Origin of the sequence: Burkholderia sp. Cy-637 (assembly GCF_011753175.1) — a bacterium.
Taxonomy (GTDB): Bacteria; Pseudomonadota; Gammaproteobacteria; order Burkholderiales; family Burkholderiaceae; genus Burkholderia; species Burkholderia gladioli.
Map to the genome: position 1 here is coordinate 58,392 of NZ_VWWC01000015.1, position 22,764 is coordinate 81,155.

27 protein-coding genes and 1 pseudogene are annotated in these 22,764 nt (G+C 58.5%); 17 read left to right on the top strand and 11 right to left on the bottom strand.

Translation table 11 applies throughout. The annotated features are described in order from the left end of the window. The first annotated feature begins 9 nt into the window (after positions 1 to 9). From F3J10_RS07295 to F3J10_RS07325, 7 genes are all read left to right on the top strand, one after another. The gene (locus tag F3J10_RS07295) at positions 10 to 888 is read left to right on the top strand and encodes a phage tail protein (protein ID WP_017918172.1); all 879 of its coding nucleotides are present in this window, start codon (positions 10 to 12) and stop codon (positions 886 to 888) included. Then, complete coding sequence (locus F3J10_RS07300; protein WP_167241764.1) at positions 863 to 1,069, top strand: tail protein X; 207 nt, start codon at positions 863 to 865, stop codon at positions 1,067 to 1,069. Before F3J10_RS07295 ends, F3J10_RS07300 begins: the two co-directional genes overlap by 26 nt. 9 nt (positions 1,070 to 1,078) lie before the next feature. Then, positions 1,079 to 2,128, top strand: coding sequence for a contractile injection system protein, VgrG/Pvc8 family (locus F3J10_RS07305; RefSeq protein WP_167241765.1), 1,050 nt, complete (start codon positions 1,079 to 1,081; stop codon positions 2,126 to 2,128). A gap of 72 nt (positions 2,129 to 2,200) precedes the next feature. Continuing rightward, entirely contained in the window at positions 2,201 to 2,650 is a 450-nt protein-coding gene (locus F3J10_RS07310; RefSeq protein WP_017918170.1) for a hypothetical protein, read from the top strand. Then, a complete protein-coding gene (locus F3J10_RS07315) occupies positions 2,647 to 3,213 on the top strand; it encodes a glycosyl hydrolase 108 family protein (RefSeq protein WP_167241766.1) in 567 nt (188 codons plus the stop codon). The genes F3J10_RS07310 and F3J10_RS07315 overlap by 4 nt, the downstream gene beginning before the upstream one ends. Before the next feature lie 2 nt (positions 3,214 to 3,215). Continuing rightward, positions 3,216 to 3,839, top strand: a complete 624-nt coding sequence (locus F3J10_RS07320) for a hypothetical protein (RefSeq protein ID WP_186030892.1) — start codon at positions 3,216 to 3,218, stop codon at positions 3,837 to 3,839. Positions 3,840 to 3,999: 160 nt separating this feature from the next. Further along, positions 4,000 to 4,785 (top strand): DNA adenine methylase, encoded by a 786-nt coding sequence (locus F3J10_RS07325; RefSeq protein WP_167241768.1) that lies wholly within the window; start codon positions 4,000 to 4,002, stop codon positions 4,783 to 4,785. Positions 4,786 to 5,235: 450 nt separating this feature from the next. On the opposite strand, the gene F3J10_RS07330 is transcribed toward F3J10_RS07325, so the two are convergent. The 5 genes from F3J10_RS07330 to F3J10_RS07350 form a co-directional block, all read right to left on the bottom strand. After that, positions 5,236 to 5,943 carry an immunity 52 family protein gene (locus F3J10_RS07330; protein WP_167241769.1) on the bottom strand — a complete coding sequence of 236 codons (708 nt, stop codon included), beginning with the start codon at positions 5,941 to 5,943 and terminating at the stop codon, positions 5,236 to 5,238. A gap of 2 nt (positions 5,944 to 5,945) precedes the next feature. Then, positions 5,946 to 6,305 carry a restriction endonuclease fold toxin 5 domain-containing protein gene (locus F3J10_RS36205; protein ID WP_240155420.1) on the bottom strand — a complete coding sequence of 120 codons (360 nt, stop codon included), beginning with the start codon at positions 6,303 to 6,305 and terminating at the stop codon, positions 5,946 to 5,948. A 118-nt stretch (positions 6,306 to 6,423) separates the two neighbouring features. Then, the gene (locus tag F3J10_RS07340) at positions 6,424 to 6,903 is read right to left on the bottom strand and encodes a hypothetical protein (RefSeq protein ID WP_240155425.1); all 480 of its coding nucleotides are present in this window, start codon (positions 6,901 to 6,903) and stop codon (positions 6,424 to 6,426) included. Beyond that, positions 6,896 to 7,399, bottom strand: coding sequence for a DUF4123 domain-containing protein (locus F3J10_RS07345; RefSeq protein ID WP_167241771.1), 504 nt, complete (start codon positions 7,397 to 7,399; stop codon positions 6,896 to 6,898). The genes F3J10_RS07340 and F3J10_RS07345 overlap by 8 nt, the downstream gene beginning before the upstream one ends. A 4-nt stretch (positions 7,400 to 7,403) precedes the next feature. Then, a complete protein-coding gene (locus F3J10_RS07350; protein WP_167241772.1) occupies positions 7,404 to 7,808 on the bottom strand; it encodes a PAAR domain-containing protein in 405 nt (134 codons plus the stop codon). A gap of 522 nt (positions 7,809 to 8,330) precedes the next feature. Between F3J10_RS07350 and F3J10_RS07355 the strand changes: the two genes are divergently transcribed. The 4 genes from F3J10_RS07355 (at position 8,331) to F3J10_RS07370 (ending at position 12,158) form a co-directional block, all read left to right on the top strand. Then, on the top strand, positions 8,331 to 8,867 hold the full coding sequence (locus tag F3J10_RS07355; protein ID WP_167241773.1) for a hypothetical protein: 537 nt from the start codon (positions 8,331 to 8,333) through the stop codon (positions 8,865 to 8,867). Further along, a complete protein-coding gene (locus tag F3J10_RS07360; protein WP_167241774.1) occupies positions 8,860 to 9,867 on the top strand; it encodes a hypothetical protein in 1,008 nt (335 codons plus the stop codon). The genes F3J10_RS07355 and F3J10_RS07360 overlap by 8 nt, the downstream gene beginning before the upstream one ends. Before the next feature lie 498 nt (positions 9,868 to 10,365). Continuing rightward, entirely contained in the window at positions 10,366 to 10,986 is a 621-nt protein-coding gene (locus F3J10_RS07365; RefSeq protein ID WP_167241775.1) for a hypothetical protein, read from the top strand. Positions 10,987 to 11,072: 86 nt separating this feature from the next. Continuing rightward, a complete protein-coding gene (locus F3J10_RS07370) occupies positions 11,073 to 12,158 on the top strand; it encodes a hypothetical protein (RefSeq protein ID WP_167241776.1) in 1,086 nt (361 codons plus the stop codon). A 582-nt stretch (positions 12,159 to 12,740) separates the two neighbouring features. On the opposite strand, the gene F3J10_RS07375 is transcribed toward F3J10_RS07370, so the two are convergent. Beyond that, positions 12,741 to 13,130, bottom strand: coding sequence for a DUF2513 domain-containing protein (locus tag F3J10_RS07375; RefSeq protein WP_167241777.1), 390 nt, complete (start codon positions 13,128 to 13,130; stop codon positions 12,741 to 12,743). Between the two features lie 102 nt (positions 13,131 to 13,232). After that, positions 13,233 to 13,400, bottom strand: coding sequence for a hypothetical protein (locus F3J10_RS07380; protein WP_167241778.1), 168 nt, complete (start codon positions 13,398 to 13,400; stop codon positions 13,233 to 13,235). Between the two features lie 743 nt (positions 13,401 to 14,143). On the opposite strand from F3J10_RS07380, the gene F3J10_RS07385 reads away from it, so the two are divergent. The 6 genes from F3J10_RS07385 (at position 14,144) to F3J10_RS07410 (ending at position 17,902) form a co-directional block, all read left to right on the top strand. Beyond that, entirely contained in the window at positions 14,144 to 14,392 is a 249-nt protein-coding gene (locus F3J10_RS07385; RefSeq protein ID WP_167241779.1) for a hypothetical protein, read from the top strand. 608 nt (positions 14,393 to 15,000) lie between these two features. Beyond that, a complete protein-coding gene (locus F3J10_RS07390; RefSeq protein ID WP_240155426.1) occupies positions 15,001 to 15,246 on the top strand; it encodes a hypothetical protein in 246 nt (81 codons plus the stop codon). Between the two features lie 17 nt (positions 15,247 to 15,263). Continuing rightward, positions 15,264 to 15,767, top strand: a complete 504-nt coding sequence (locus F3J10_RS07395; RefSeq protein WP_167241780.1) for a hypothetical protein — start codon at positions 15,264 to 15,266, stop codon at positions 15,765 to 15,767. After that, positions 15,764 to 16,330, top strand: coding sequence for a glycosyl hydrolase 108 family protein (locus F3J10_RS07400; RefSeq protein ID WP_167241781.1), 567 nt, complete (start codon positions 15,764 to 15,766; stop codon positions 16,328 to 16,330). Before F3J10_RS07395 ends, F3J10_RS07400 begins: the two co-directional genes overlap by 4 nt. Positions 16,331 to 16,332: 2 nt before the next feature. Continuing rightward, entirely contained in the window at positions 16,333 to 16,956 is a 624-nt protein-coding gene (locus F3J10_RS07405) for a hypothetical protein (protein ID WP_167241782.1), read from the top strand. Positions 16,957 to 17,116: 160 nt separating this feature from the next. Beyond that, complete coding sequence (locus F3J10_RS07410) at positions 17,117 to 17,902, top strand: DNA adenine methylase (RefSeq protein WP_167241783.1); 786 nt, start codon at positions 17,117 to 17,119, stop codon at positions 17,900 to 17,902. Positions 17,903 to 18,183: 281 nt separating this feature from the next. On the opposite strand, the gene F3J10_RS07415 is transcribed toward F3J10_RS07410, so the two are convergent. From F3J10_RS07415 to F3J10_RS07430, 4 genes and pseudogenes are all read right to left on the bottom strand, one after another. Beyond that, on the bottom strand, positions 18,184 to 20,787 hold the full coding sequence (locus F3J10_RS07415) for a YadA-like family protein (protein WP_167241784.1): 2,604 nt from the start codon (positions 20,785 to 20,787) through the stop codon (positions 18,184 to 18,186). 543 nt (positions 20,788 to 21,330) lie between these two features. After that, positions 21,331 to 21,726, bottom strand: coding sequence for a hypothetical protein (locus tag F3J10_RS07420; protein WP_167241785.1), 396 nt, complete (start codon positions 21,724 to 21,726; stop codon positions 21,331 to 21,333). A gap of 377 nt (positions 21,727 to 22,103) precedes the next feature. Beyond that, positions 22,104 to 22,463 (bottom strand): hypothetical protein, encoded by a 360-nt coding sequence (locus F3J10_RS07425; RefSeq protein WP_167241786.1) that lies wholly within the window; start codon positions 22,461 to 22,463, stop codon positions 22,104 to 22,106. A 131-nt stretch (positions 22,464 to 22,594) separates the two neighbouring features. Further along, positions 22,595 to 22,764: pseudogene (locus F3J10_RS07430) on the bottom strand (IS30 family transposase); the annotation flags it as partial.

The following is a 22,764-nucleotide window of genomic DNA, read 5'->3' on the forward strand; positions in this document are numbered from 1 at the left end:
GGGTAAGGCATGGACCTGATCAGACAGATCACGTCGGCCGCGACGCAGGCGAGTGTCGCCTCGGAGCGCGTCCGGCAGATGGTGCGCGTAGCCGACCGCAACCGGGCCGCGAGCGCGACGACGGTCGAGACGTTGCAGAAGCTCGCGACCGGCAATCTCAGCAGCGCGGCCGAGCTGCTGACCGGCGCCAAAAGCGCGATGTCGGTCGCGGGCGATCTGTTCCCGCAAGTCGGGAGCGTGATGCGCAGCTTCAACGCCACGCAGGCCTCGGTCGGCTCGATCCTGAAGATGGCGGACAGTTCGAGCTTTCCGCTCGTGCGCTCTGCCGCCGACAGCGTCAAATCGGCGCTTGGCGGAGCGGTAAATCAGTTCTCGAGCTTGGTCGGCATCAAGGACTCGGCGGTGGCCGATGCAGTCAAGGCGACGGGCCTGAGTTCGTTGCTACCGGGGCTGGCCGATGGCGCGACGTCGAGCACGCCGCACCTGATGACGATGGCGGCCGACGACGGCAGCGCATTCCACTTCAACCTGTCGACGGCGGCGTTCGAGAAACTGCGGCGAGCGACGCGATACCGGGTGGCCACGCAGGAGCGTTTGAACCGGCAAGAGGCGCTGCAGCCGGTCAGCGAGGGCGGCGAGACGATCACCCTGTCGGGCGTCGTGTTCCCTGCTCTCGGCGCCGGCACGACGCAGATCAGCAAGCTGCGCGCGATCGGCAGCCGCATGAAGCCGGTGCGCCTGACGACGGGCAGTGGCGACGTGCTCGGCCGCTGGTTGCTGCAGACGATCGAGGAGGAGCAGGACGCCATGCTGGCCGATGGCCTGCCCCGCAAGCAATCCTTCACTGTGGAGTTTGGCCGCTATGGCGAAGATTTTAAGAACGTCTGAGGGGGACGTGCTCGATGCCTTGTGCTATCGGGTGTACGGGACGCTGCAGGGCACGGTCGAGGCGGTCTACGAGGCGAATCCCGGCCTTGCCGCGAGGCCGCAGCCGTTTGCCTCGGGCATCGAGATCGTGATGCCGGATATCGAGGCGCCGCGCGACGAAACTGTGTCGCTCTGGACATAGCGAGGCACGATGGAAGCGATCTTTCAAATCATCGCGAACGGCGACGATGTCACGAAGGTGATTCAGGACCGGGTGATGGAAATCCGGACCGTCGACAAACCGGGCCTGGATGCGGACGAATGCACGATCACGCTCGACGATCGCGACGGCCGGATCCGATTCCCGCCCAAGGGCGCGACGGTCAAGGTGTCGCTGGGGTGGGAGGGGCAGGGGCTCTCGATGCTGGGCGAGTATGCCGTCGACGAGGTCGGGCTGCGTGGGCCGCCGGCCAGCGTGGTGTTTCGCGGCAAGCCGGCGAACATGCGGGCGACGTCGAAGACGCAGCGCTACGGGAGCTGGTCGAACGTGCGGCTGGCCGACATCGTCGGCGATGTCGCGCGCCGCAATAAATGGTCGGCCGCGTGCGACGTCGACGTGGTGGTGCCTCGGGTCGACCAGTTCGGCGAAAGCGATCTGCATTTCGTGACGCGGCTCGCCCGGCAGTATGGGGCGACGGCGACGGTCAAGGCCGGCAAGCTGATCGTGCTGCCCCGAGGCGGCGGCAAGAGCGCGAGCGGCAAGCCGTTGCCGGTGGTGATCCTGACGCCCGAGCTGCTGCTCGACTATGACATCAATTTCCCCGATCGCGCGAGCTTCGCGGCGGTCCGCACCAAGGTTCACGATCGCAAGACGGGGAAGAAAATCGACCTGACGATTCCCAATCCGGATGCGCCGCAAGGGGCGGCCGCGGTTCATACCGAGCGCCATGCGTTCGCCAGTCCGCAGGCAGCAAAGGTGGCGGCCACGTCGAGGCTCGAAACGCTCAACCGGCACACGTCGACGAGCCGCCTCACGATGCGTGGCCGGGCCGATCTGTCCGCCGAAAAGACAATCGCGCTGAAGGGGTTCAAGGAGGGGGTGGACGGGGAGTTTCTGATCGAGGCGGTCGAACACACGTTTGCCTCGCGGGGCTGGATCACGGTGGTGACGTTGAATGGAGGGAACAAGGGCAAGGCGAAGGTGGGGCATAAGAAGAAGTCGGGCAAGAAAATCGATCTGGTGGTGCCGGCGCCGAAGTAACGCACCGCAGGAGAACGATGCAGGCCGCTCACGGGCAACCGGAGCGGCCTTTCTTTTTTTAACGGGGGTGGGATGGGTGACGAGAAGCAGGAGGGGCTGGCGGTACAGATCGCCACGCTCACGCAGCAGATGCGATCGGTCGCGGCGAGCGTGGAGGACATCAAGCGCTCGGTGCAGCCGTTCGCGGATCTCGATCGCGGATTCGCCGAGATGCGCGTGCGCGCGGAATCGGTGCGTGAGGACGTCGGGCTGCTGTGGGCACGCTCGCAAGCCGAGGAGCGTGCGCGCCTCGACCAAGCCGGTGATATCGCCGAGGTGGACCGGAAGGTCGACGCGATGAGGAACCGGGCGACGGGCGCGGTGTGGGTGCTCGGCATCGGCCTCGGGGCGGTGCAAGCCTTCGTGGTCGGCTCGATCGTCTGGGTATTCACGCACGTCAACGAGGCGGACGTGCTCAATCGACTGCAACAGCAGCGTATCGAAACGCTGGAACTGGCCATTGGCCGAGGGGGAAAACCATGAATGTCACGGCGAAGATTGACGCGCTGATCGGGCGCGAGGGCGGTTTCTCGAACGATCCGAACGATCGCGGAAACTGGTATCTCGGCAAGCTGGAAGGGACGATGTGGGGCGTCACGGCCGCCGAGGCGCGGGCGAACGGCTACCTCGGCGCGATGAAGGACATGCCGCGTGCGACGGCCGCCGCGATCTACGCATCGCGCTACTGGTCGCGACCGAAGTTCGACCAGATCGACGCGATCTCGACGACGCTGGCCGAGAAGCTGTTCGACATCGGCGTGAACGCGGGGCCGGCCACCGGGGTGAAGTTCATGCAGCGGGCGCTCAACGTGCTGAACCAGGGCGGCAAGGCGTTCCCTGACATTGCGGCCGATGGTGGGATCGGCCCGATGACCCTCGCGGCGCTGCAGGCGTTCCTGCAGCAGCGGGGGGCGGATGGCCATCGTGTTCTGTACGGCATGATCGCCGCGCAGCAGTCGGTGTTCTACATCGAGCTGGCCGAGCACCGCCCGGAAAACGAGGCGTTCGAGTATGGCTGGCAACTCAACCGCGCGCTGGGGGTGTGAGCATGCTCGATATCCTGAAAACGGTAGCGCCCTGGCTTGTCACGGCATTGACGGGTGGCGTGCCGGGTGTCGCGGCGATGGCCGCCTCGGCGATTGCTGACCGGCTCGGCCTGGGCGATGGCTCGGTCGAGGCGGTGACGTCGGCGCTGTCTGGTCAGTCGGTGACGCCCGAGCAACTTCTCGCGCTTAAGCAGGCCGACGCAGACTTCGAGCTGAAGATGCGGCAGGCGGGTTTCGCGCATGCGGAGAACTTGGCCGGGATCCAGGTGCAGGCCGACAAGGTCGCGGCCGACGATCGCGCGAGCGCCCGGCAGTATGCGGCGTCCGAGCACGATCACACGGCTCGCAACCTGGCTTACATGTACACCGTGGCGCTGTTCGTCGTGATCGGGCTGGAGTTCTATCTGGCGATCGGCGAGATCCGGATGCCTGACGTCGTGAAAAGCACGCTCGACACGCTGCTCGGCGTGCTGATCACGATGGTGATCGGCTCGAAGGAGTATTTCTTCGGCTCGTCGTCGCGGGCGGACAAGCAGACGGCGGAGATCACGCGTTTCGCGGTGTCGCCGGACATTACCGTGAGCGCGGGCGTGGTGCGAGGAGGGGAGGCGGACAAGTCACTTTGATCGCGCGCAAGCGCTGAGGAAGAACAGGGCGGCCGGTCGACGTGCGGGAACACGTCGGCCGGCCGCCTTTCCACTGTGCAGGCCAGTGAATCAGCCAAGGCCCTGTTACCTACCGGTAGGCGGGCCGGATTCTACACCAAGTTTAAAAAAGGCTTTCACAATGGCGGAACCCATCATTCCCTGGCTCGGCGGCAAGCGCCGTCTGGCAGACATCCTGATCTCCCGTTTTCCTGCGCACGAGTGCTACGTCGAGGTGTTCGCGGGTGGGGCGGCGCTGTACTTCCTTCGGCCGCCGGCCAAGGTCGAGGTGATCAACGACATCAACGGGGAACTGATCAATCTGTATCGGGTGGTGCAGCACCATCTGGAGGAGTTTGTAAGGCAATTTAAGTGGGCGCTGACGAGCCGTCAGGTGTTCGAATGGCTCAAGCAGACGGTCCCGGAAAGTCTCACCGATATCCAGCGTGCGGCGAGGTTCTACTACCTGCAGAAAAGTTGCTTTGGCGGCAAGCTGGAGGGGCAGACGTTCGGCACGAGGACGGCCGCCCCGCCGAGCTTGAACCTGATTCGGCTGGAAGAGGATCTGTCAGCGGCGCATCTGCGGCTTTCCGGTGCGTATATCGAGCGCCTGGATTGGGCTGAGTGCATCGATCGTTACGATCGCCCGCATACGTTGTTCTATTTGGATCCGCCGTACCTCGATACGGCCGGTTATGGCGTTGCGTTTCCGTTCGAGCAATACGAGAGGATGGCCGAGCGCCTGCGGACGCTCAAGGGCCGTGCGATCTTGAGCCTGAATGATCACCCGGAGATCCGGCGGGTGTTCGACGGATTCCATATCGAAACGGTGCCGATCCAGTACACGGTTGGCCTGGAGGCTGCGAGCCGCCATGAGGTGATTATTTCGAGCTGGGATGTCGGCGCCGAGCCGGCGGGGTTGTTCTAAAGCGGTTGACGGTGCGGTTGCCCACTTGTGCCAGGAGCAGCCGCACGCTTGCTTTACCGGGACAAGCTTGCGTTTCGCGAATAACAAGTGGATGCGATATCGAACTGCAATCTTCCTTGTTTTGATTTGGATGCCTAAGATATTGATGAAACTCAAGGGAGGTGCTTGTGGTGAATGCTCAAATTGATTGGAAGAGGGCTCCCAAGGGAGCGCGCTGGTGGGCACTTGATGAGGATGGGCGTGCACACTGGTTTGTGGCTCCGAATGTGGCTGCGTATACCGATTTCTGGTTTTCGGAACCGATACCTGCACCGCGCTTCGGCTTCACGGGAAACTGGAGGGAGAGCTTGACGGAGCGTCCAGATTGAGTGGGCCGCTCCAGCCGTCGAGTGCGTGGCAACCTCGTCCGCTCGACTCGCACCTGGCGATGGAGCGGCAAAATCTTAGGGATCAGACGTCCGTGTATCTCGGCAGAAGGTCCATGTCGACGAGGCGAATCTCTATTCGGTTCGCGGTTTCGATATGGCCGGGGTTGTCCATCGAGAATGGTGCGTCGATTACGCTGACGATGACCGTACCGATCTGCTTCCCGTCTATGGTAACGGGCAAAAGGGAGCGTGCTTCGGGCACCTGTTGCGACGTGATTGGCTTTGGTAGGTACAGCATCCATCCGACGCCGGGTTTGTCGTCGAACACCTGCTTGTCGGCATAACCCTGCGGCTCGACGGTCACGTATGCCGGGTTCGTCTGTCGAGCGATAGCTTCGACGATTGCAGCGACTTGCTCGGCGGAAAATTCGCGCTCGTCGTTGAAGTCGGCTTCGATCTTTTTCGGTCGCTCCTTGGCTGCGACGAGATAGGTCAATACCGCTCCAGTGCGTTGATCGTCGCCACCGTCCCACAAAGAGATGATCTGCGGTCGGTGCTCTGCTCCTTCGAACTCGGTCCGCAATACTGCCAGTGCGGCAGTCGTTGGAGTCCAGTTCTCAAACGCCGGATACAGGTGCGCTTCTTCTTTTGAGTCGCCGGTCAGGAACCATTGAGCGAACCGGGGGGCGCTAGCATGTATCGCCTCGGCGATCGATCCGAGTTGTTCAAAGACGGTCGGCAGGTTCGACGCATCATGCAGAGGATCTCGAAAGCGGGAAGTGATTTTCATGGTCAACCAGTGACGACGTAGGGAATTCCGTTTTCCGCGAGCGTGGTGCGGAAATAGGACATCGTTAGCGGAGTCTGGAAATAGTACTGGAGTTTGGTGGGCGGGTTTGCATGCACCTTCATCGCGCGCTCTTCTATCTCAACCGTGATTTTGGAAAGCCCTTTGAACCATGTAACCGGCTTCTTCGTCTGAGGATCGAAGAACTGATCATAGTCACCTTTCGCTTCCTGCAAGAGGCATTCCGGTTGCTGGAACCCGTCGAAATCGGTGCCGAGCCATGCCCATTCTTCGCTCCACCCTTCCTCGACACTGTACGGTCGGCCAGTGATGCGGCCTTGATACTCCCGAGGTTCACGATTCATGTGGTAGCGCCGACGTGCCGGCACACCGGTTTGCTCGGGCGGGCATTGCTTACACTTTTCTCCAGTGCGAGGAAGGGCGCGCACTGCTTGCGTTGCGCTGCTCTGATCCTTTGTCGTGTCACCCGATAGGCTCGCCGTTCCTGCCACCGCCGTCCCGCCCAACAAGGCGGCGCCAACTCGCGCCAATACTGGCCCAAGTTCCACCGCTGCTCCCTCGATTATCGGCACTGCCAGTCCCGCCATTTCGATCTCCCTCAATGTATTTCGGATGGTCGATACGCCATTTGATGACGCGAAGATAATCACGGAAGCGTTCATCGGCCGAGCGGCCGGGCCGGGTTAGCCACGCGCGTATCGCTGGCTTCTCGTAAAAATTCGGTGCGTACGCCTCGATTCGGAGAAAAGCGGCCACGTTCTCGTCGGACTGGATGTCGAGCCGAATAGCAGCGAGATACGCCTTCCAGAGGCGCGTCGGCAGCTTGTCGTCGTCTACCAACTTCGGATCGCCTTTGACGAGATCCTGTCGGATGCGCTCGACATATCCGCGTGCATCGATCTCGGCAAGACCTGCGACCTGTTCGTCTGTCAGTTCAAGCATGCGGATGGACTCCCTTCAGTGTTCCGTTCAATTCGACGAGCCAGTCAAAGGTCGGGACAAAGAACTGCATGCGCTGACTGAAGGTCATCAGTGATGCCATGTCCGCGGCTATGCGCGCGTCATAAAACCGAAAGAGCGCCATGCGTCCATCCGGCAAACGCACGTCGAGCCGATGACGCAGCTCGTCGGCCAGTGATTCGATCGGGTAGGCACTGATCAACCACGATACGCCAGTCGAGCCAGCGGCCATTGCAGAGAGCGCGTGTCGGATGCTGCTGGATGCTTGTTCCCAGGCGAGCAGCCATGGACCCGCGTCGGCGAGCGACGCGTCTGGTGTGCCGTCGAACAGTGCGACTGCTGCTTGAGATCGTTGTGGCGCGGAACCGCCGGCTGCATCTGCGAGCAGTAAGCCGTCGACGAGCGCATACAGGTGTGTTCGTATGGTTACCTGCTGTTGTCGCTGGGAGAAAAACGCTTCGATTGAGACGTTCGTCATGAGCCTATCCGCGTGCAATCATCGTCGCGGCGTTTTCTGCCGCAGACTTCAGGCATTCGAGGCAGAGCGTCGAGGACGGGGCCAGCCCAGTGGCGGCAGCGACGGCACTACCTGTCATTGCTTCGCCCGCGCCGACGTCGTCTAGTGTTGTGGCCGATTGGCTGGCGATGAGCGTGGCGCCACATGCGGTTTTCATGCCTTGGATGGCGGTGTCGCGGCCCGCAATTTGGTGCGGGTAACGCCGCCCGGTGGCGGGGAGAATGGGGAAGACCCCTTTGCACTGCGGGCAAAGTACCTTGTGACCCACCCCGGCGATGGGTTTTCCGTCAATGGTGGCGGTTGCGCTGCCCTCCAGCACACGCCCACCATGCGTCGTCGTGTCGCCGACGCATATCATGGCTCGGCCCATATCTTCTCTCGAACGTTTGGTTTTCGTATGAATTTACCATTTTCGGGAGGGCGGCCTGTCGGTTGTCGTGCTGCAATTCGGTCAAGTATCGTCAATCCGACAGGTTGTCGCGCGCGATCTCAGTATCGGTGGCGGTCGAATTCGGCCTCTAAAGCGTGCCGTAGCAGCCTCGCGCTGGGGGAGGTGGGTGTCTCTTCTTGAGCTGCGCGCGCGAGCTTGGCGAATTTCTTCAGATTCCGGCGCGCGCGAATCGCCTTCAGAACCAGACGCTGTTCGAGCGTCAGAATGCAGACTCAAGCAACTGCTGCTCGACTGTCAGCGGTCGTTCGCATTGTATAGATGATGGATCGACGCGAGTAAGGGTGAGCATTCATCTCACTTGTTAATTGATTCGCGATATGTCACAGTTAAAATGCGGCGACGGTTTGTGAGGTAGGTCACTGGGGATTGCATTATTTTATGAGTGGCTTAGATGAACTGTCAATTTTAAGGCAAAAGTATCTACGGCGGTGAGTTAATAAAATGGATGCAATAGAAAAACAATATTTCTCAAAACCCAGAAACCATATTGCTATGCGTCACTATATTTCATCCCTGATCGATTCTGGGAGGATTATAGAGGCTTCATTTTTTTGTGAAAAAATGCTGCTGGAATCCCAGAAAAATAAATATGCAAATAAATTAGCATTTATTATCGCCATAAAAAGAATGGATCCATCTGTCGCGAAGTATGACGAGGCTCTGGCGAATTCCGGCATGAGTAATAAAGAGAGATACATTCTTCATTGTCGATATTATTTTTCACTTCACAATAAAAAAGGCCTGAAGGACAGCTTGAATGCAGTTATGGATGAAGAATTATCAGACTTAGAGTCGCTTAGCGTTGTCCTCGAAGGCTTATTGTGGTTAAAAGATATTTATCTTGCGAGAAAATTTATTTCGCTTTATTTAAGAGGAGGGTCGCAAATTTCCCCGCGTGCTGAGAAGGAACTCAAGAGTATTTTGCTGGCTAGATTGGGTGAAATATTTTTGAATATATACAGGAGCGTTCGTGGCTAATTTTTATGTGTGTAAATTATTGAGAAAGCCAGGGATAGTGGTAGCAAGCACCATTGTGTACGGAAACGTGGAAATCCGACCCGCTCAAAAGCAGGATGTGGACGAATTGGCCATGTTGAGGCGCTCGATTGAGGCCACGAAGCTTGAGGCTGAAGTTGAAGTTGAGATTGCCTGTCGAATCGCAGTTATTGTGCAGGCTGAGAATCCCGACGATGCCGATATTCTCTCGGATCAGTATTTTGTGGAAGTTCTCGATCTGTTAACTGTTGAATACACAATGAGCCACCTTGCGGTGACGCAGTGTGGATACATAAAAAATCTCGATACTGGTGAATATCAAGTGATTACGAAGCATCAGTTTGCGCCGGCGATGTTGCTCATCAGGTCGCCGCACTCGATGCCGCAAATCAACTCTACTCAGCTTCTTGCATATCGTAGCGGGGATTTGCTTGATAGATATAAACGATCAATTCACTGGTCGAGAAATGCAAGGTGGGAGAGAAGCATACATTTAAGTCTCTTGTATCGCTGGTTTGCGATTGAAGCTTTATTCAAAGAGAATGAGAATGATGATGTTACCAGTCCGTTGATGCTTTTTCTTGGATTTCCGGGCGGCGCCTACTCCAAATATATTTCTCGAGATTTGCTAAAAAAGCTCTCCCAAAATGAGTCATACTCGAAGTGGAAAAGGCAAATGAAGACTGTTGTCGATAAAATTAGAGATTTTCGAAACGCTTCCGTGCACTCTGGATTTCGAAGTGTCGATTGTACGCCTGATGACTTGAGATTATACGGGCGCTTGATGTCGGTTGGTCTCTCTCGCTGTCAAAGTGCAGTCCAGAATGGAGTATTGAACGGCTTAAAAACCGTCCCTGAATTTAAGGAATACGCTGGCCTAATATTTGAAAATCGACCGGATGTCGAGGGGGACACTATTGGAACTATTGTTCATATCTTGGATAACGATCATTTGAAGTATGTGCAGACCACATATTTCTAGGCATTTGAGTCCCGCGATGTGCCCCACTACGGTCGTGTTCAAAGTAGACTTTTCGTTGCCCGTATCGAGCGTCTGCGACGGATCGGTAGCGGTCGGTCTCTAAACAGGGCCGCTCGACGTTTACTATTCGGCTGTCGGCCATTAGAAGACGTTCATTCTACTGACACATACGGTTCGAAATCGACGCGCTTCGGTCACTCAACCACTTGGACGCCGAGCAAATCCGCCAAACTCCTTGTGCTCAATACGGGAATGCGCCTTGGTGAACAGCCGGTGCCTAGATGATCGGACGTCAAATCGATAGGGCCAGTGCCGATGAGCGCCGTTCCACGCGGTAAAGCCAAGGATGAAGGCTCGGAGCGTCCCGCTCAGCGGTGAGTCGCGAGAGACGCTCCGGACGTGAAATGCCAAATAAGGCCCCAAATATCCAGGCACTTTTTCTGAGCTACGACCTTATAATTGCGGTGTTCGTCCATGACGTAGCGATGCGCGCGAGAAATGATGAATCCGATGTTGCCGGACAGGAAACGGTTTGCTCAAGATCCGGCTGGGTACAGCCGTTCTGCGTGGATGCGCTGGGCGATGATCGCATCACTGAACGGAGCCGAGCTTGATCCCTTCAATCAACCAACCAGTGAAGACCTAAAGAGCCCGATGCTGTGGCTTACGCAGGCAGAAGCGATGTCTCAAGCCGCGTCCGTTTTAATCAGAGTCGAGCCTTCTTTCGGTAACATTCCGCCGGCAATGCGAGGTATTTGCGACAGCCAGTATTGCGCCGTTGCGCTAATGTTAGTGGGTTTTAGCTTAGAGGTATGCCTGAAAGCGATGATCATCGTTAAAGATGGCGTCGAGGCTTATTCGGACGCGGAGCGAAATTATCTAACCCATGACCTCAAGAAGCTTGCGGCATTTATGCTAGATCTGGAAGCCAAGGATCTTGCCATTCTAGAACTGTTGACCCACTTTGTCTCATGGGCCGGGCGATACCCTGACCCCGGCAGCAAGTTCATCGATAAGCACGATAATGTATTCGAGCTTGCCGAGAAGCATCAAATTTCGGGGCACGATCTCTTTAAGCTTTCCTCAAAAGTAATGCAATACGTGCGTACGTTGGTTTAATCAACGTGGATGCGCATTGGTAATTTCCGAGAAAGAGCTCTTTGAAATAAATTATTCGTCTATTAATTTATTCGTGGAGAAATTCGATGAAGGATATTAGAAGGCGCCCTTACCGAGCAGCGCCGGAGTTAGTGCCGGAGGAGCTTATCGGAATGAGCGGTACGTGCCCCATTTGCAAAACAGAGACAGCGATTCCATGGCTGGAAAAGATGGAATTTCCGAAGCATCCGGTCAAGTCAGTTCGCGGTGGGCACTGGGTGCCAGTAGGTATTCCTCTCAGGTGTTCTTCCGAAGCCTGCAAGCATGACTTCTTCATCAACGTGCCACGTCTGCCCGACAATAATCGGTGGTCGCTCTATGGCGACGAGGCCGCACGGTATATCAGTCAGCCGCCTGCAGAGCACTCAACAGAGCCGCTGAATTTTTATTGCGTAACACTCGTTGCGTTACATAAGCGGCAGCACGAGAGAGTTCGCAAGCAGATTTACAATCTCAAGAAATCAATTCGACCCGGTGAAGATCCAGATTCCTGGGTGCACCACTTCACTGAGATATGGGATAGCAAGCCTGATTCGGAAAAGTTTCGTATTTCAAACAAGGTTGCGAAGATAGGGCATGCCAAAAAACTCGCGAAGATCATTCGGGATGCAAGGCCGGGGTTGGCCACATTCAATATCTCCGGGTGCGTGCGAGTCCCTGGCGAATCGAAGGATCGAAAGAGGATTCTGAAGCAACAAAAAGAAAGCGTATTTTCTGAGGCGGTGCTGACCACGCTTAGGGAGTTCAGATGTCAGGGGAAAAGCGTCAACTGGATATTCGATAATGTTCAAGACACGACTTTAGGAAGTAAGGTGGAGGGGTGGGCCTCCGAGTGTTTCTTGGGACTACAATACACACGGTTATTTTGCTGGTTATCGGCGGGAGCAACGATAATTGAGCCATCATTTGTTCGCCCCGGATCTCACTTCTTGCTTGAGGTTGCCGACTTCATCAGCTATTGCGTTGCACGCGATTTTGAGCGGGCAATCATCGGTCAACGCCCCGAGTTTCCTTCTAGCCTTTTCGGGAAAGGTTTCTACCAAGGAACTCTTGGTAACGGTGACGTGGAGAACATATGGAGCGTGGGGCTTCCTTTGAAAAAATTCTATGGCTTGGAAGTCGCCGCAATTTGATCTGGACGAACCGAAAGCCGGTGGCAAGCGTCGGTGTTCATGCTGCGCATAGTCTCTGACCGGTGCGCGGAAATAGCTTCTCGACCACGTGTTGCTCTTGCGCGGCGGCGTGCCCGAGTCCCGAACCATTCGTCATACCCACCATCGCCGGCGGGTCGAGGCAGTGTGCGGTCCTCCGCAGAACCAAAAGCGGCGTTGCCTCGCATGTACACAGGCAACTGGACGGTTGCAAACGGACGTTGCAGGCGAAAGAACAAGTGACGGCAACGGGTCGGCAACAGGCGGCCCGAAAAACGAATATGCAGGTCTAGCTTTGTGTACTCGCCCTTTGCAGATACGGCGAAGGCGTCGTTACTGCATCGGGCGCTTCAAGTTGCTTTGCAACAAAGTGGCGGCCGACGTCCACAAACACGAAAGCCCGCAGCGAGCGGGCTTTTTTGCGTGCTACAAATTTGCTAAAGCAATAGGGAGGAGCCTTGTCAGGTAAGGCTTTCCACTCTCATTCCATCCCCTGAACTACGGGGTGCCCAGCCGACAACCCTTACTAGCGTAGGCGTGTCCATGGTGACGATAGGCACAAGGTCAGAGTTTGACCCCCGTACGATCTTCGATCTGCTTCTTGATAAAGCCTTTGGCGAGGTCGCCCAAGAGTTCGATCGTGAACCCGCCGGCCGCAAGCGCCCCCTCCTTGGTTTTGGCCCAAACGTCTGGGCTGCGGATCGAATCCAGAAAGTCATGTCCGGCCCAACTCAGGCGTCGGAACCCGTAGCCCGTCATCGAGCCTGCGCCTGCGGAGTCAATCAGGCCGGCCTCATCGATTAGCGAGAGGTGGTAGTCGATTTGATTGTCGTCGTAGCCCTGCACTTGGACTTCTTGGTCGTCTGCGCTGATGATGAGGACATCACCGCGCTCCATAGGTAGGCTTTCGAGCTTCAGTAGTAGCTCGCGGATTAAATCCATATCACGCTTCATTTTGACCGTTTCCTTAGAGGTCTTCTGGGGCTGGAAAATCTTGGCAGCCAACGCGCATAATGCGGCCAATGCGATTCAGTCGACGCGTGCGCATGATCCGCTTCATGCGCGGCCGGAATTGTGGCTTTCGACGGCCGAGTTTTCGTTGCCGTGTGATGAGCCGGTCTTCGGAGCCAAGCTCACCGAGATACAGGCCGTCCGGACCATAAATTTCTTTGTCAATGAATCGGCCAACATGACGCCCGTCGTATGTACGGAGCTGGTCTTCATCCCGATAGCCAAAGCACACACCGCTCCATGTCCATAGCCAGTCCATTCTTCACCCCGTTTTGTATGATAGATAGGATTATCGTACATGGACGTAGGTGCGGCTCATATGCGACCGCCGACCATTGATGAAGTGGGTGATTTGAGTGATTTGCTCAACGTTCGGGTAAGCGCTAGGTCTGAACGACTGCTTGCAAATGCATTAAGCACCCGCTTTGCGTCGGGAGCAGACGATGCTCAAAACGGCGAACGTAGGTCTTGGCGTAGATTCGTTCACAAAGTCTTGTCAGATAAGACGAAGGTGCTACTGCATCACCGGGGTGACGGTTGCAGGCGTTGATGTGGGGTGCGTGCTCATGTGACCGGGAAAAGTTGCTTTGGCCGCCGAAGTTTACCAGCGGCCTGAACGGGGGCGCTCGAAGTTCGCTATTCAGGTCGATGTTGGTGATGGCGAACAGCAGCTACCGGCCAAGACCGGGCCGTTCATATGTCGTCGTTCGGCCAGTTCTCGATGGTCAAGGCAGCCACACTGCCTGCCAAAAAATTGACGCATAAATCGAAACTCTTACTCGCGCCTACCTAGAAATTAAAAATAATTATTGTTTATTATTTTTAATTGTATCGTTCTATTGTGGGGCTGGCAGAGCTTTACTATCCTGCGGATACCTTCGTAACGGCTCGCGGGACGTCGGCAACTGCTGCTAGGCCCTCTGCCTATGTCCGCGCTTTTTTCGCGTCTGTCAGCCATGAGTCAACTTTCACGTACCGTCATCCTCAATGAGTTCGTTGTAGCAGTCGAGATCGAATCAGGAACAACACGCGCCAAGATTTCTATCACTCGCCCCGGCGCGAAGCGATTGCCTTTCTTTATGAGCATCGAGCCATATCTCAATGCCGGGTTGACTGAGCAGGAGGCGCTCGACCATCTAATTGAAATTTCGTCCGACAGCATCACGAACGTGGTCGAGGAGGCGAAGAGGTTTCCTCGGCTCTGAGCGGGGGGAGCTATCCGGCCGCGGTTGTGTAGTCGGACGACGAGAGGGAGGGCTGACGACTCTGAACAGGGAGGTCGTTTGGGCGAGGCTACGGTTTTGGCCGGCAAGCGATCTACGGCTTCGGTTGCCGTGACCGCGCGTCTCCTGAAAGTGATCTTCTGGCGCGCACGAACCGTTCGTCGTGCAACTGGCGAAGGAGCGCGCCGAACATGTCGGGACCGCGATCTGTCTCGTGATACTTTTCCAATCTTTTTAAAGATAGCCAACTAGCTATGTGCTGCTGATCCTTGCAACTGACGCTTCGAGGAGTAGCCGGCGCTCACCATGCTGCCAGCGTGACTTTCGGCGTAGTTTTTTATTCAAATCCTCGCCCAGCGGCATGAAGATGCTGCTGCATCATGGGCGTGTGGTTGGTCGTGACGTCGGTGGATTGCGTGCTCATTTGGCCGGGAGAAGTTGCTTTAGCGGGGGAGTTTACCAGCGGGCTGGGGAAGGGGCGCGGAGTTGGTCTTTTGGCCAGGTGGCGGGGGTGAGTGAGAGAGTTGGCGGGCTGACCGTGCTGCTTCGAGGCGGCGGCTACGTCGGGGCTGGAAACGCGTGACCGGCGCATGTTGACGAGTCGCCTGACGATGCGCGGCCGGGCGGATCTGTCGGTGGAAAAGACGATCGCGCTGAAAGGGTTCAAGGAAGGCGTGGACGGGGAGTTTCTGATCGAGGCGGTCGAACACACGTTCGCCTCGCGGGGCTGGATTACGGTGGTGACGTTGAACGGAGGGAACAAGGGCAAGGCGAAGGTCGGGCACAAGAAGAAGTCGGGCAAGAAAATCGATCTGGTGGTGTCGGCGCCGACGTAACGCGCAGCACGAGACCGATGCAGGCCGCTCACGGGCAACCGGAGCGGCCTTTCTTTTTTTACGGGGATGGGATGGGTGACGAGAAGCAGGAGGGGCTGGCGGTACAGATCGCCACGCTCACGCAGCAGATGCGATCGGTCGCGGCGAGCGTGGAGGACATCAAGCGCTCGGTGCAGCCGTTCGCGGATCTCGATCGCGGGTTCGCCGAGATGCGCGTGCGCGCGGAATCGGTGCGCGAGGACGTCGGGCTGCTGTGGGCGAGGTCGCAAGCCGAGGAGCGGGCGCGCCTCGACCAAGCCGGCGATATCGCCGAGGTGGACCGGAAGGTCGATGCCATGAGGAACCGGGCCACTGGCGCGGTTTGGGTGCTCGGCATCGGTCTCGGGGCGGTGCAAGCCTTCGTCGTCGGCTCGATCGTCTGGGTATTCACGCACGTCAACGAGGCGGACGTGCTCAATCGACTGCAACAGCAGCGTATCGAAGCGCTGGAACTGGCCAATGGCCGAGGGGGAAAGCCATGAATGTCACGGCGAAGATCGACGCGCTGATCGGGCGCGAGGGCGGTTTTTCGAACGATTCGAACGATCGGGGGAACTGGTATCTCGGCAAGCTGGAGGGGACGATGTGGGGCGTGACGGCTGCCGAGGCGCGGGCGAACGGCTACCTCGGCGCCATGAAGGACATGCCGCGCGCGACGGCCGTCGCGATCTACGCCTCGCGCTACTGGTCGCGGCCCAAGCTCGACCAAGTCGACGCGATCTCGACGGCGTTGGCCGAGAAGCTGTTCGATATCGGCGTGAACGCGGGGCCGGCCACCGGGGTGAAGTTTATGCAACGCGCGCTCAACGTGTTGAACCAGAACGGCAAGGCGTTCCCGGACATCGCGGCCGATGGCGGCATCGGCCCGATGACCCTCGCCGCGCTGAAGGCGTTCCTGCAGCAGCGGGGGGCGGACGGGCATCGCGTGCTGTACGGCATGATCGCCGCGCAACAGTCGGTGTTCTACATCGAGCTGGCCGAGCGCCGCCCGGAGAACGAGGCGTTCGAGTATGGCTGGCAACTCAACCGTGCGCTGGGGGTGTAAGCATGCTCGACATTCTGAAAACGGTGGCGCCGTGGCTTGTCACGGCATTGACGGGTGGCGTGCCGGGCGTCGCGGCTATGGCCGCCTCGGCGATTGCTGACCGTCTCGGCCTGGGCGATGGCTCGGTCGATGCGGTGACGTTGGCGCTGTCCGGCCAGTCGGTGACGCCCGAGCAACTGCTTGCGCTGAAGCAGGCCGACGCGGACTTCGAGCTGAAGATGCGGCAGGCGGGCTTCTCGCATGCGGAGAATCTGGCCGGGATCCAGGTGCAGGCCGACAAGGTCGCGGCGGACGATCGCGCGAGCGCCCGGCAGTATGCCGCGTCCGAGCACGATCACACGGCGCGGAATTTGGCCTACATGTACACGGTCGCGCTCTTCGTGGTGATCGGGCTGGAGTTCTATCTGGCGATCGGCGAGATCCGGATGCCTGATGTCGTGAAAAGCACGCTCGACACGCTGCTCGGCGTGCTGATCACGATGGTGATCGGCTCGAAGGAGTATTTCTTCGGCTCGTCGTCGCGGGCGGACAAGCAGACGGCGGAGATCACGCGTTTCGCGGTCTCGCCGGACATTACCGTGAGCGCGGGCGTGGCGCGAGGAGGGGAGGCGGACAAGTCACTTTGATCGCGCGCAAGCGCTAAGGAAGAACAGGGCGGCCGGCTGACGTGCGCGAACACGTCGACCGGCCGCCTTTCCACTGTGCATGCCAGTGAATCAGCCAAGGCCCTGTTACCTACCGGTAGGCGGGCAGGATTCTACACCAAGTTTAAAAAAGGCTTTCACCATGGCGGAACCCATCATTCCCTGGCTCGGCGGCAAGCGTCGTCTGGCAGATATCCTGATCCCCCGTTTTCCTGCGCACGATTGCTACGTCGAGGTGTTCGCGGGCGGGGCGGCGTTGTACTTCCTTCGGCCGCCGGCCAAGGTCGAGGTGATCAACGACATCAACGGGGAACTGATCAACCTGTATCGGGTGGTGCAGCACCATCTGGAGGAGTTCGTACGACAGTTCAAATGGGCGCTGACGAGCCGGCAGGTGTTCGAATGGCTCAAGCAGACGGTCCCGGAAAGTCTCACCGATATCCAACGCGCGGCAAGGTTCTACTACCTGCAGAAAAGTTGCTTTGGCGGCAAACTGGAAGGGCAGACGTTTGGCACGAAGACGCTCGCGCCACCTGGCCTGAACCTGCTTCGTCTGGAGGAAGATCTGTCAGCAGCGCATCTGCGGCTCGCCAGTGCGTTTATCGAGCGCCTGGATTGGGCGGAGTGCATCGATCGATACGATCGTCCGCATACGCTGTTCTATCTGGATCCGCCGTATCTCGACACCGCCGGTTATGGCGTTGCGTTTCCATTCGAGCAATACGAGAGGATGGCCGAGCGCCTGCGGACGCTCAAGGGCCGCGCGATCGTGAGCCTGAACGATCACCCGGAGATCCGGCGGGTGTTCGACGGATTCCATATCGAGACGGTGCCGATCCAGTACACGGTCGGCCTGGAGGCTGCGAGCCGCCGTGAGGTGATCATTTCGAGCTGGGATGTCGGCGCCGAGCCGGTCGGATTGTTCTAAGAAACCGGCGTGCTAACTGAGCTTCGACGCTAATTCAAGTGGCACGCCATGCTGGGTAATGTTGGACGCGTGTTTGGTTGGGTCGTAGTGATGCACAGAAAAAAGGGCTCCGGATTACCGGAGCCCTCCCCCCCTACATTGCATACGTCGGTTGTGCCCGCCCCCGGAAAGGAGGGAATTGAACAAGACAAGGGCGAAACACGCCTTTCGTACGCACTAGAGCCATTTCAAGCCGATACCACCGAAAACATTAGTCGGCGGAAGTACTGCAATCGGCTCGCTCACCACACGTAGCCGGCACTTGCACCAACTGCTACCGTGCCGCGCGTATTGGTCGAGCCACCGCCCTTCAGAATCCACTTGCCGTTAGCGGTATACGTAGACAGACCAAATGCCACGGCCGACTGTCCCGCATAATTGCCGCCTGCTACACCCAGTACGCTCTTGCCAGGTGCCGGTGCCTGGGGCAGCAACCCAAGGGCAACCGCAGACGCGGTTCCGGCATAAGCGTCGCGGCGATACCCTTCCATATCGGAGCGCAGGCCGTTCAACTGATTGACATTGACGGCATCGGTGCCTGCAGTACCGGGCGCGACATTGGTAATCTGGCGTTCGTTGCCGGCCGAGCCGACTGATACCGAGTTATCACGATCCGCAACCGAGCCCGCACCCAGTGCGACCGAGTTGCTACCCGATGCATTGGAGCCCTGGCCCATTGCAGTGCTGTTCGCGCCAGACGCCGCCGAACCTTGCCCAACGGCGGTGCTACCCGGGCCGGAGGCGACCGCGCCCTGACCAAAGGCCGAGCTGTTGTCGCCGGAAGCGGCAGCGCCGTTGCCGACCGCGGAGCCGTTCTTGCCGGTAGCCGTGGTGCCATCGCCCACCACCAGCGAGTTCTCGCCGGTGCCAGGGGCCCAACCGCCGCCACCGCCACCGCCGCCACCACCGCTACCGGTTTCGAGGTCGCCGACGCGGCCGTCGAGCTGGGCGTACTGCTGCGCGAACTGCTGCTGCAGGTCGTATAGTTGGCCGCCGTTGACCGCATCCATGCTCCCAGAGCCGATCAGGCCGGGCGCGATGTTCATCAGCTTGGTACCGCCCGTGCCACCGAACGTCACGCTGCCCAGCCCGATGTCGTCATAGACCACCGCGCCGAGTTCCTTGCCGTTCTTGTCGACCAGGCCCGAGGCCTTGAGCTGCGCCAGCGTCACGGCTTCGTCGTCCTGGCTGGCATTGGCGACGCCCGACAGCGTGCGTGCGCCGTTGGTGCCGGCGAAGTTCACCACCGAGCCAGCCGAGGCCGCGGCCACCGTGATCGCGCCGCTGGTCGGGTCCTGCTGAACCAGGCCGATCTGGCCGTTGGCGAGCTGCTGGTTCAGGTTCGTGATCTCGAGCTTGTTGCCGGCGATATCCGAGGTGTTCTGCTGGACCTGGAGGTTGGTGGCGTAAAGCTGGCCTCCCGTTACCGCGTCGGTGCTGCCTGCCACCACGTCGCCGCTTTGGATACCCGTGAGCTTGCGGTTGCCATCCGTGCCCGTGAAGTTGACGGCCTTGCCGTCGGTGTTCGCGCCGACCGTGAGGTTTGCGCCTGCGCCGGCTTGCTGGACCAGACCGATGGTGCCACTGCTCATTTCGTCGCGAATCGTCGAGATGGCGCCTTCGTTGGTGGTGACGCGACCGTCGAGGTTGGTCACCGCGGAGCCGATCGAGCTGACCGTGGTGGTGCCGCCGTTGCCGTCGCCGACCGTGAAGCTGGGAGCGGAGATCGAGCCGTCGGCGTTGACGGTCGAACCGGCGCCGATGGCCTTGGCGACGCTGTCGGCGGTGCCGTGCAGTTGGGCGCCGTTGACGGCGTCGGTGCTGGTGGCCGAGACGGTGCCAGCGGTGACGCCGGTGAGCTTGCGGGTGCCGGCGGTGCCGGTGAAGTCGACGGCTGCACCGTCGGTACCCGCGCCAACCGTCAGGTTCGCGCGAGCCGATGCCTGCTGGACGAGGCCGGCGGGAAGGTTCGAGAGCTTGTCGTTGAGGGTCTTGATATCACCCGTGTTCTGGGTGATGCTGCCCTTCGCTGCAGTCAACGAGGTGTCGAGCGCGCTGAGTGCGCCGCCGATGGTGGTTTGTGTGCCCCCGTTGGTAAGCGTATAGCTAGGGCCGGTTACGGCGCCGGTAGTCGCGTCGATTTTCGCACCGCCCCCGAGGGCGGTGACGACCGGCGTGAGCTGGGCCACATTGACTACATCGGTCAGTGCAGTGCCGGCGGCTATATTAATGATCTGACGCCGGAGTGTCGCGCTACCGATGGATACGGCGTTGTCCCGATCTGCGACGGAACTGACGCCGATAGCGACGGACTCTCTGCCGGAAGCGGCGGCAGAGACACCGAGAGCCACGGAATGGTAGCCGCTTGCGCTGGCGGACATGCCGAGTGCAGTAGTGGCTTCCCCAGCCGCGTTGGCCGAAGTACCAATGGCGGTATTGTTCATGGAGACCGCGGTGGCGCCATTGCCGATCGCCGTAGAGTTCCGGCCGTTTGCGGATGCCGACGCGCCGAATGCGCTACCTGCTTGGGGGTTGGCGCTGCTGCCCAAGCCGTAGGTGGTGTTTTGCCCGGTTTCACTACCCAACGTGCCGATCGAACTGGTCCCGATACTCGGCACTGTGCAGATGCCGCTAGCGTCGACCACGCCGTTAGTTCCGTCGGGTGTTTTGCAAGCCTCGGCCTCAGCCGCTGCAACGCCACCGATTGAGGCGCCGCCAAGTGCAAGTGCAATCACCGCGCCGCGCGCCACGCGTGCCGATCCCTTCGATCGCGACTTCGCAGTTTCCGCCGCGGCCGTCCACGTTCCCGTCGCCGCGTTCCAAATATTTCGATATGTCCGGTTCATTTTCTCGTTTCCTTTCAATTTGAAAGATATGAACCAAGAGTACAGACTTCACTTCTCGGGGGCAGTCAGCCTATCCGGAAGACGACGCATTTTCTTGTAGGCCCAGTCCTATATGCGAGAAAGCGCTTCAGTCTTTATGCGAGCCGATTGCAGCGGTACTAGGTGTCGGAACTGGATAATCGATGGGGTGGGGGATCGTTTCGCCGACTGTTAGCTAATTGGTTCAACGAAGGAAGCGTCCGAAACCTTCGGGACCATCATTACAGTGTCAGGCATCGGAGTGGCAGGTGTGGGGAGAGGCGGATTTGCGGCGTAGGTTTTGGCGTGGTTTTTTTATCAAAGCCTTATTGAATGAGGTGAAGTCACTGCTGCATCATGGGAGTGACGGGTGCAGGCGCTGCGGTGGGTTGCGTGCTCATGTGACTGGGAAAAGTTGCTTTGGCCGCTCGAGTTTACCAGTGGGCTGGACGGGATCGATCGAAGGTTGCCATCCGGCCAGGTGCTGGGGAGGACCAAGCGGCTGCTGCCGGCGATAGCGGCCGGTCAGGCGCTACTTGATTTCGACTCGCTGGCGTCATATCCGGCAAATGGACCTACAAAGATGAATCCTTTCGAGAGTTTGTCGCAGACTTCGCTCTGACTGGGAAAATGCGCAGTGAACTCCGGCCACGCTTCCTTCACGAACTCATCCCACATCTCTGGGTCGAGTTCGTAAATCTTGCCGTCTGGAATGTCCACGAACTCGAACCCACGCCGTGAGATTTCCAACACGGCACTTGTTGCACCTGCTTCGTGATTTTCTCCCGTGACAAAGACCGGCACATAAGCCCCGGCCATGTTGCTCGGCATTTCTTGATTTGCGCCGCGCCTGATGTGCAGGGTAACCCGAAACAAGCGGGGCTTTTGCTCGTTCTCCCTGCTCCCAAACATTCTTAGCATTGGTTGCCTCCTCTGGGGCACTATTTATATGAAGTACAGGAGCGATCACTTCCGGACGACAACTGCCGATTCTGAACAGCGCGAGCGTAGGCCTTGGTGTAGCGTAGGTTTGCGCGCTGATCCTTTTCAGATAAGGTGCAGGTACTGCTGCATCACTGGAGTGACGGTTGCAGGTACTGACGTGGGTTGCGTGCTCATGTGACCGGGAAAAGTTGCTTTGGCAGCCCGAGTTTACCAGCGGCTCGCACGGGATCGGTCGACGTTCGCCATCCGGCCAGTTGTCACCGATTGCGAGTGGCAGCTACCGGCCAAGAGTGGCTGTGGAAACCTGCCGGGCGACGTCCCCAAGCCGTCTACGTCCCGATCTGACTATCTTGTTAGTGCCAGAATTTCCAGGACGGCTTGTGTGGCTGGACGGCAGGGGCAGGTTGCTTCGGATACTTGTAGTTGGCGTTGAATATCCATTCACCGTCGACCCGCAGGAACTCGACTTCCGACTCGATCCAAGGCTTGCCACTCCTCATGAAAGCCCCCAAGTAATCCTCACACAGTTGGGCAAGCTCTTTTGAGATGACTGCTTTATCGTCGGAATCCGCATTTTTGAGCTTGTAGTCGATGCGGTGATCATCGAGCTGAATCGTTAGTTGCCCCTTTTCCCAAGACTCAGGTGAGCAGCGAATGGCTTCACGAATCAAGGCGGTGAGGGCTTCTGTGTAACCGTCGAATTTATCAGCCATTTTCCGAGATCCTAAAGTACGTCCATTTATGATGAGTCGTTATTGGATGGTCGTGCCGCACGACCAAGCAGACTCGATTATCTACGATCAGAGAGACGGTCATGGCTTGGTGGCGGAGATCGGTTGCGGATTCAACCCGTCGATGCAACGAATTGATGAAAACGCTCAGCCGGCGTATCAAAGTCTAGCGTCTTTCTCGGACGCTCGTTGAGCCGCCTTGCTATCGCGTTGAGCGTGGCCTGGGAATAGTCCGAGAGATCAATTCCTTTGGGAAGATACTGCCTCAGGAGGCCATTTGTGT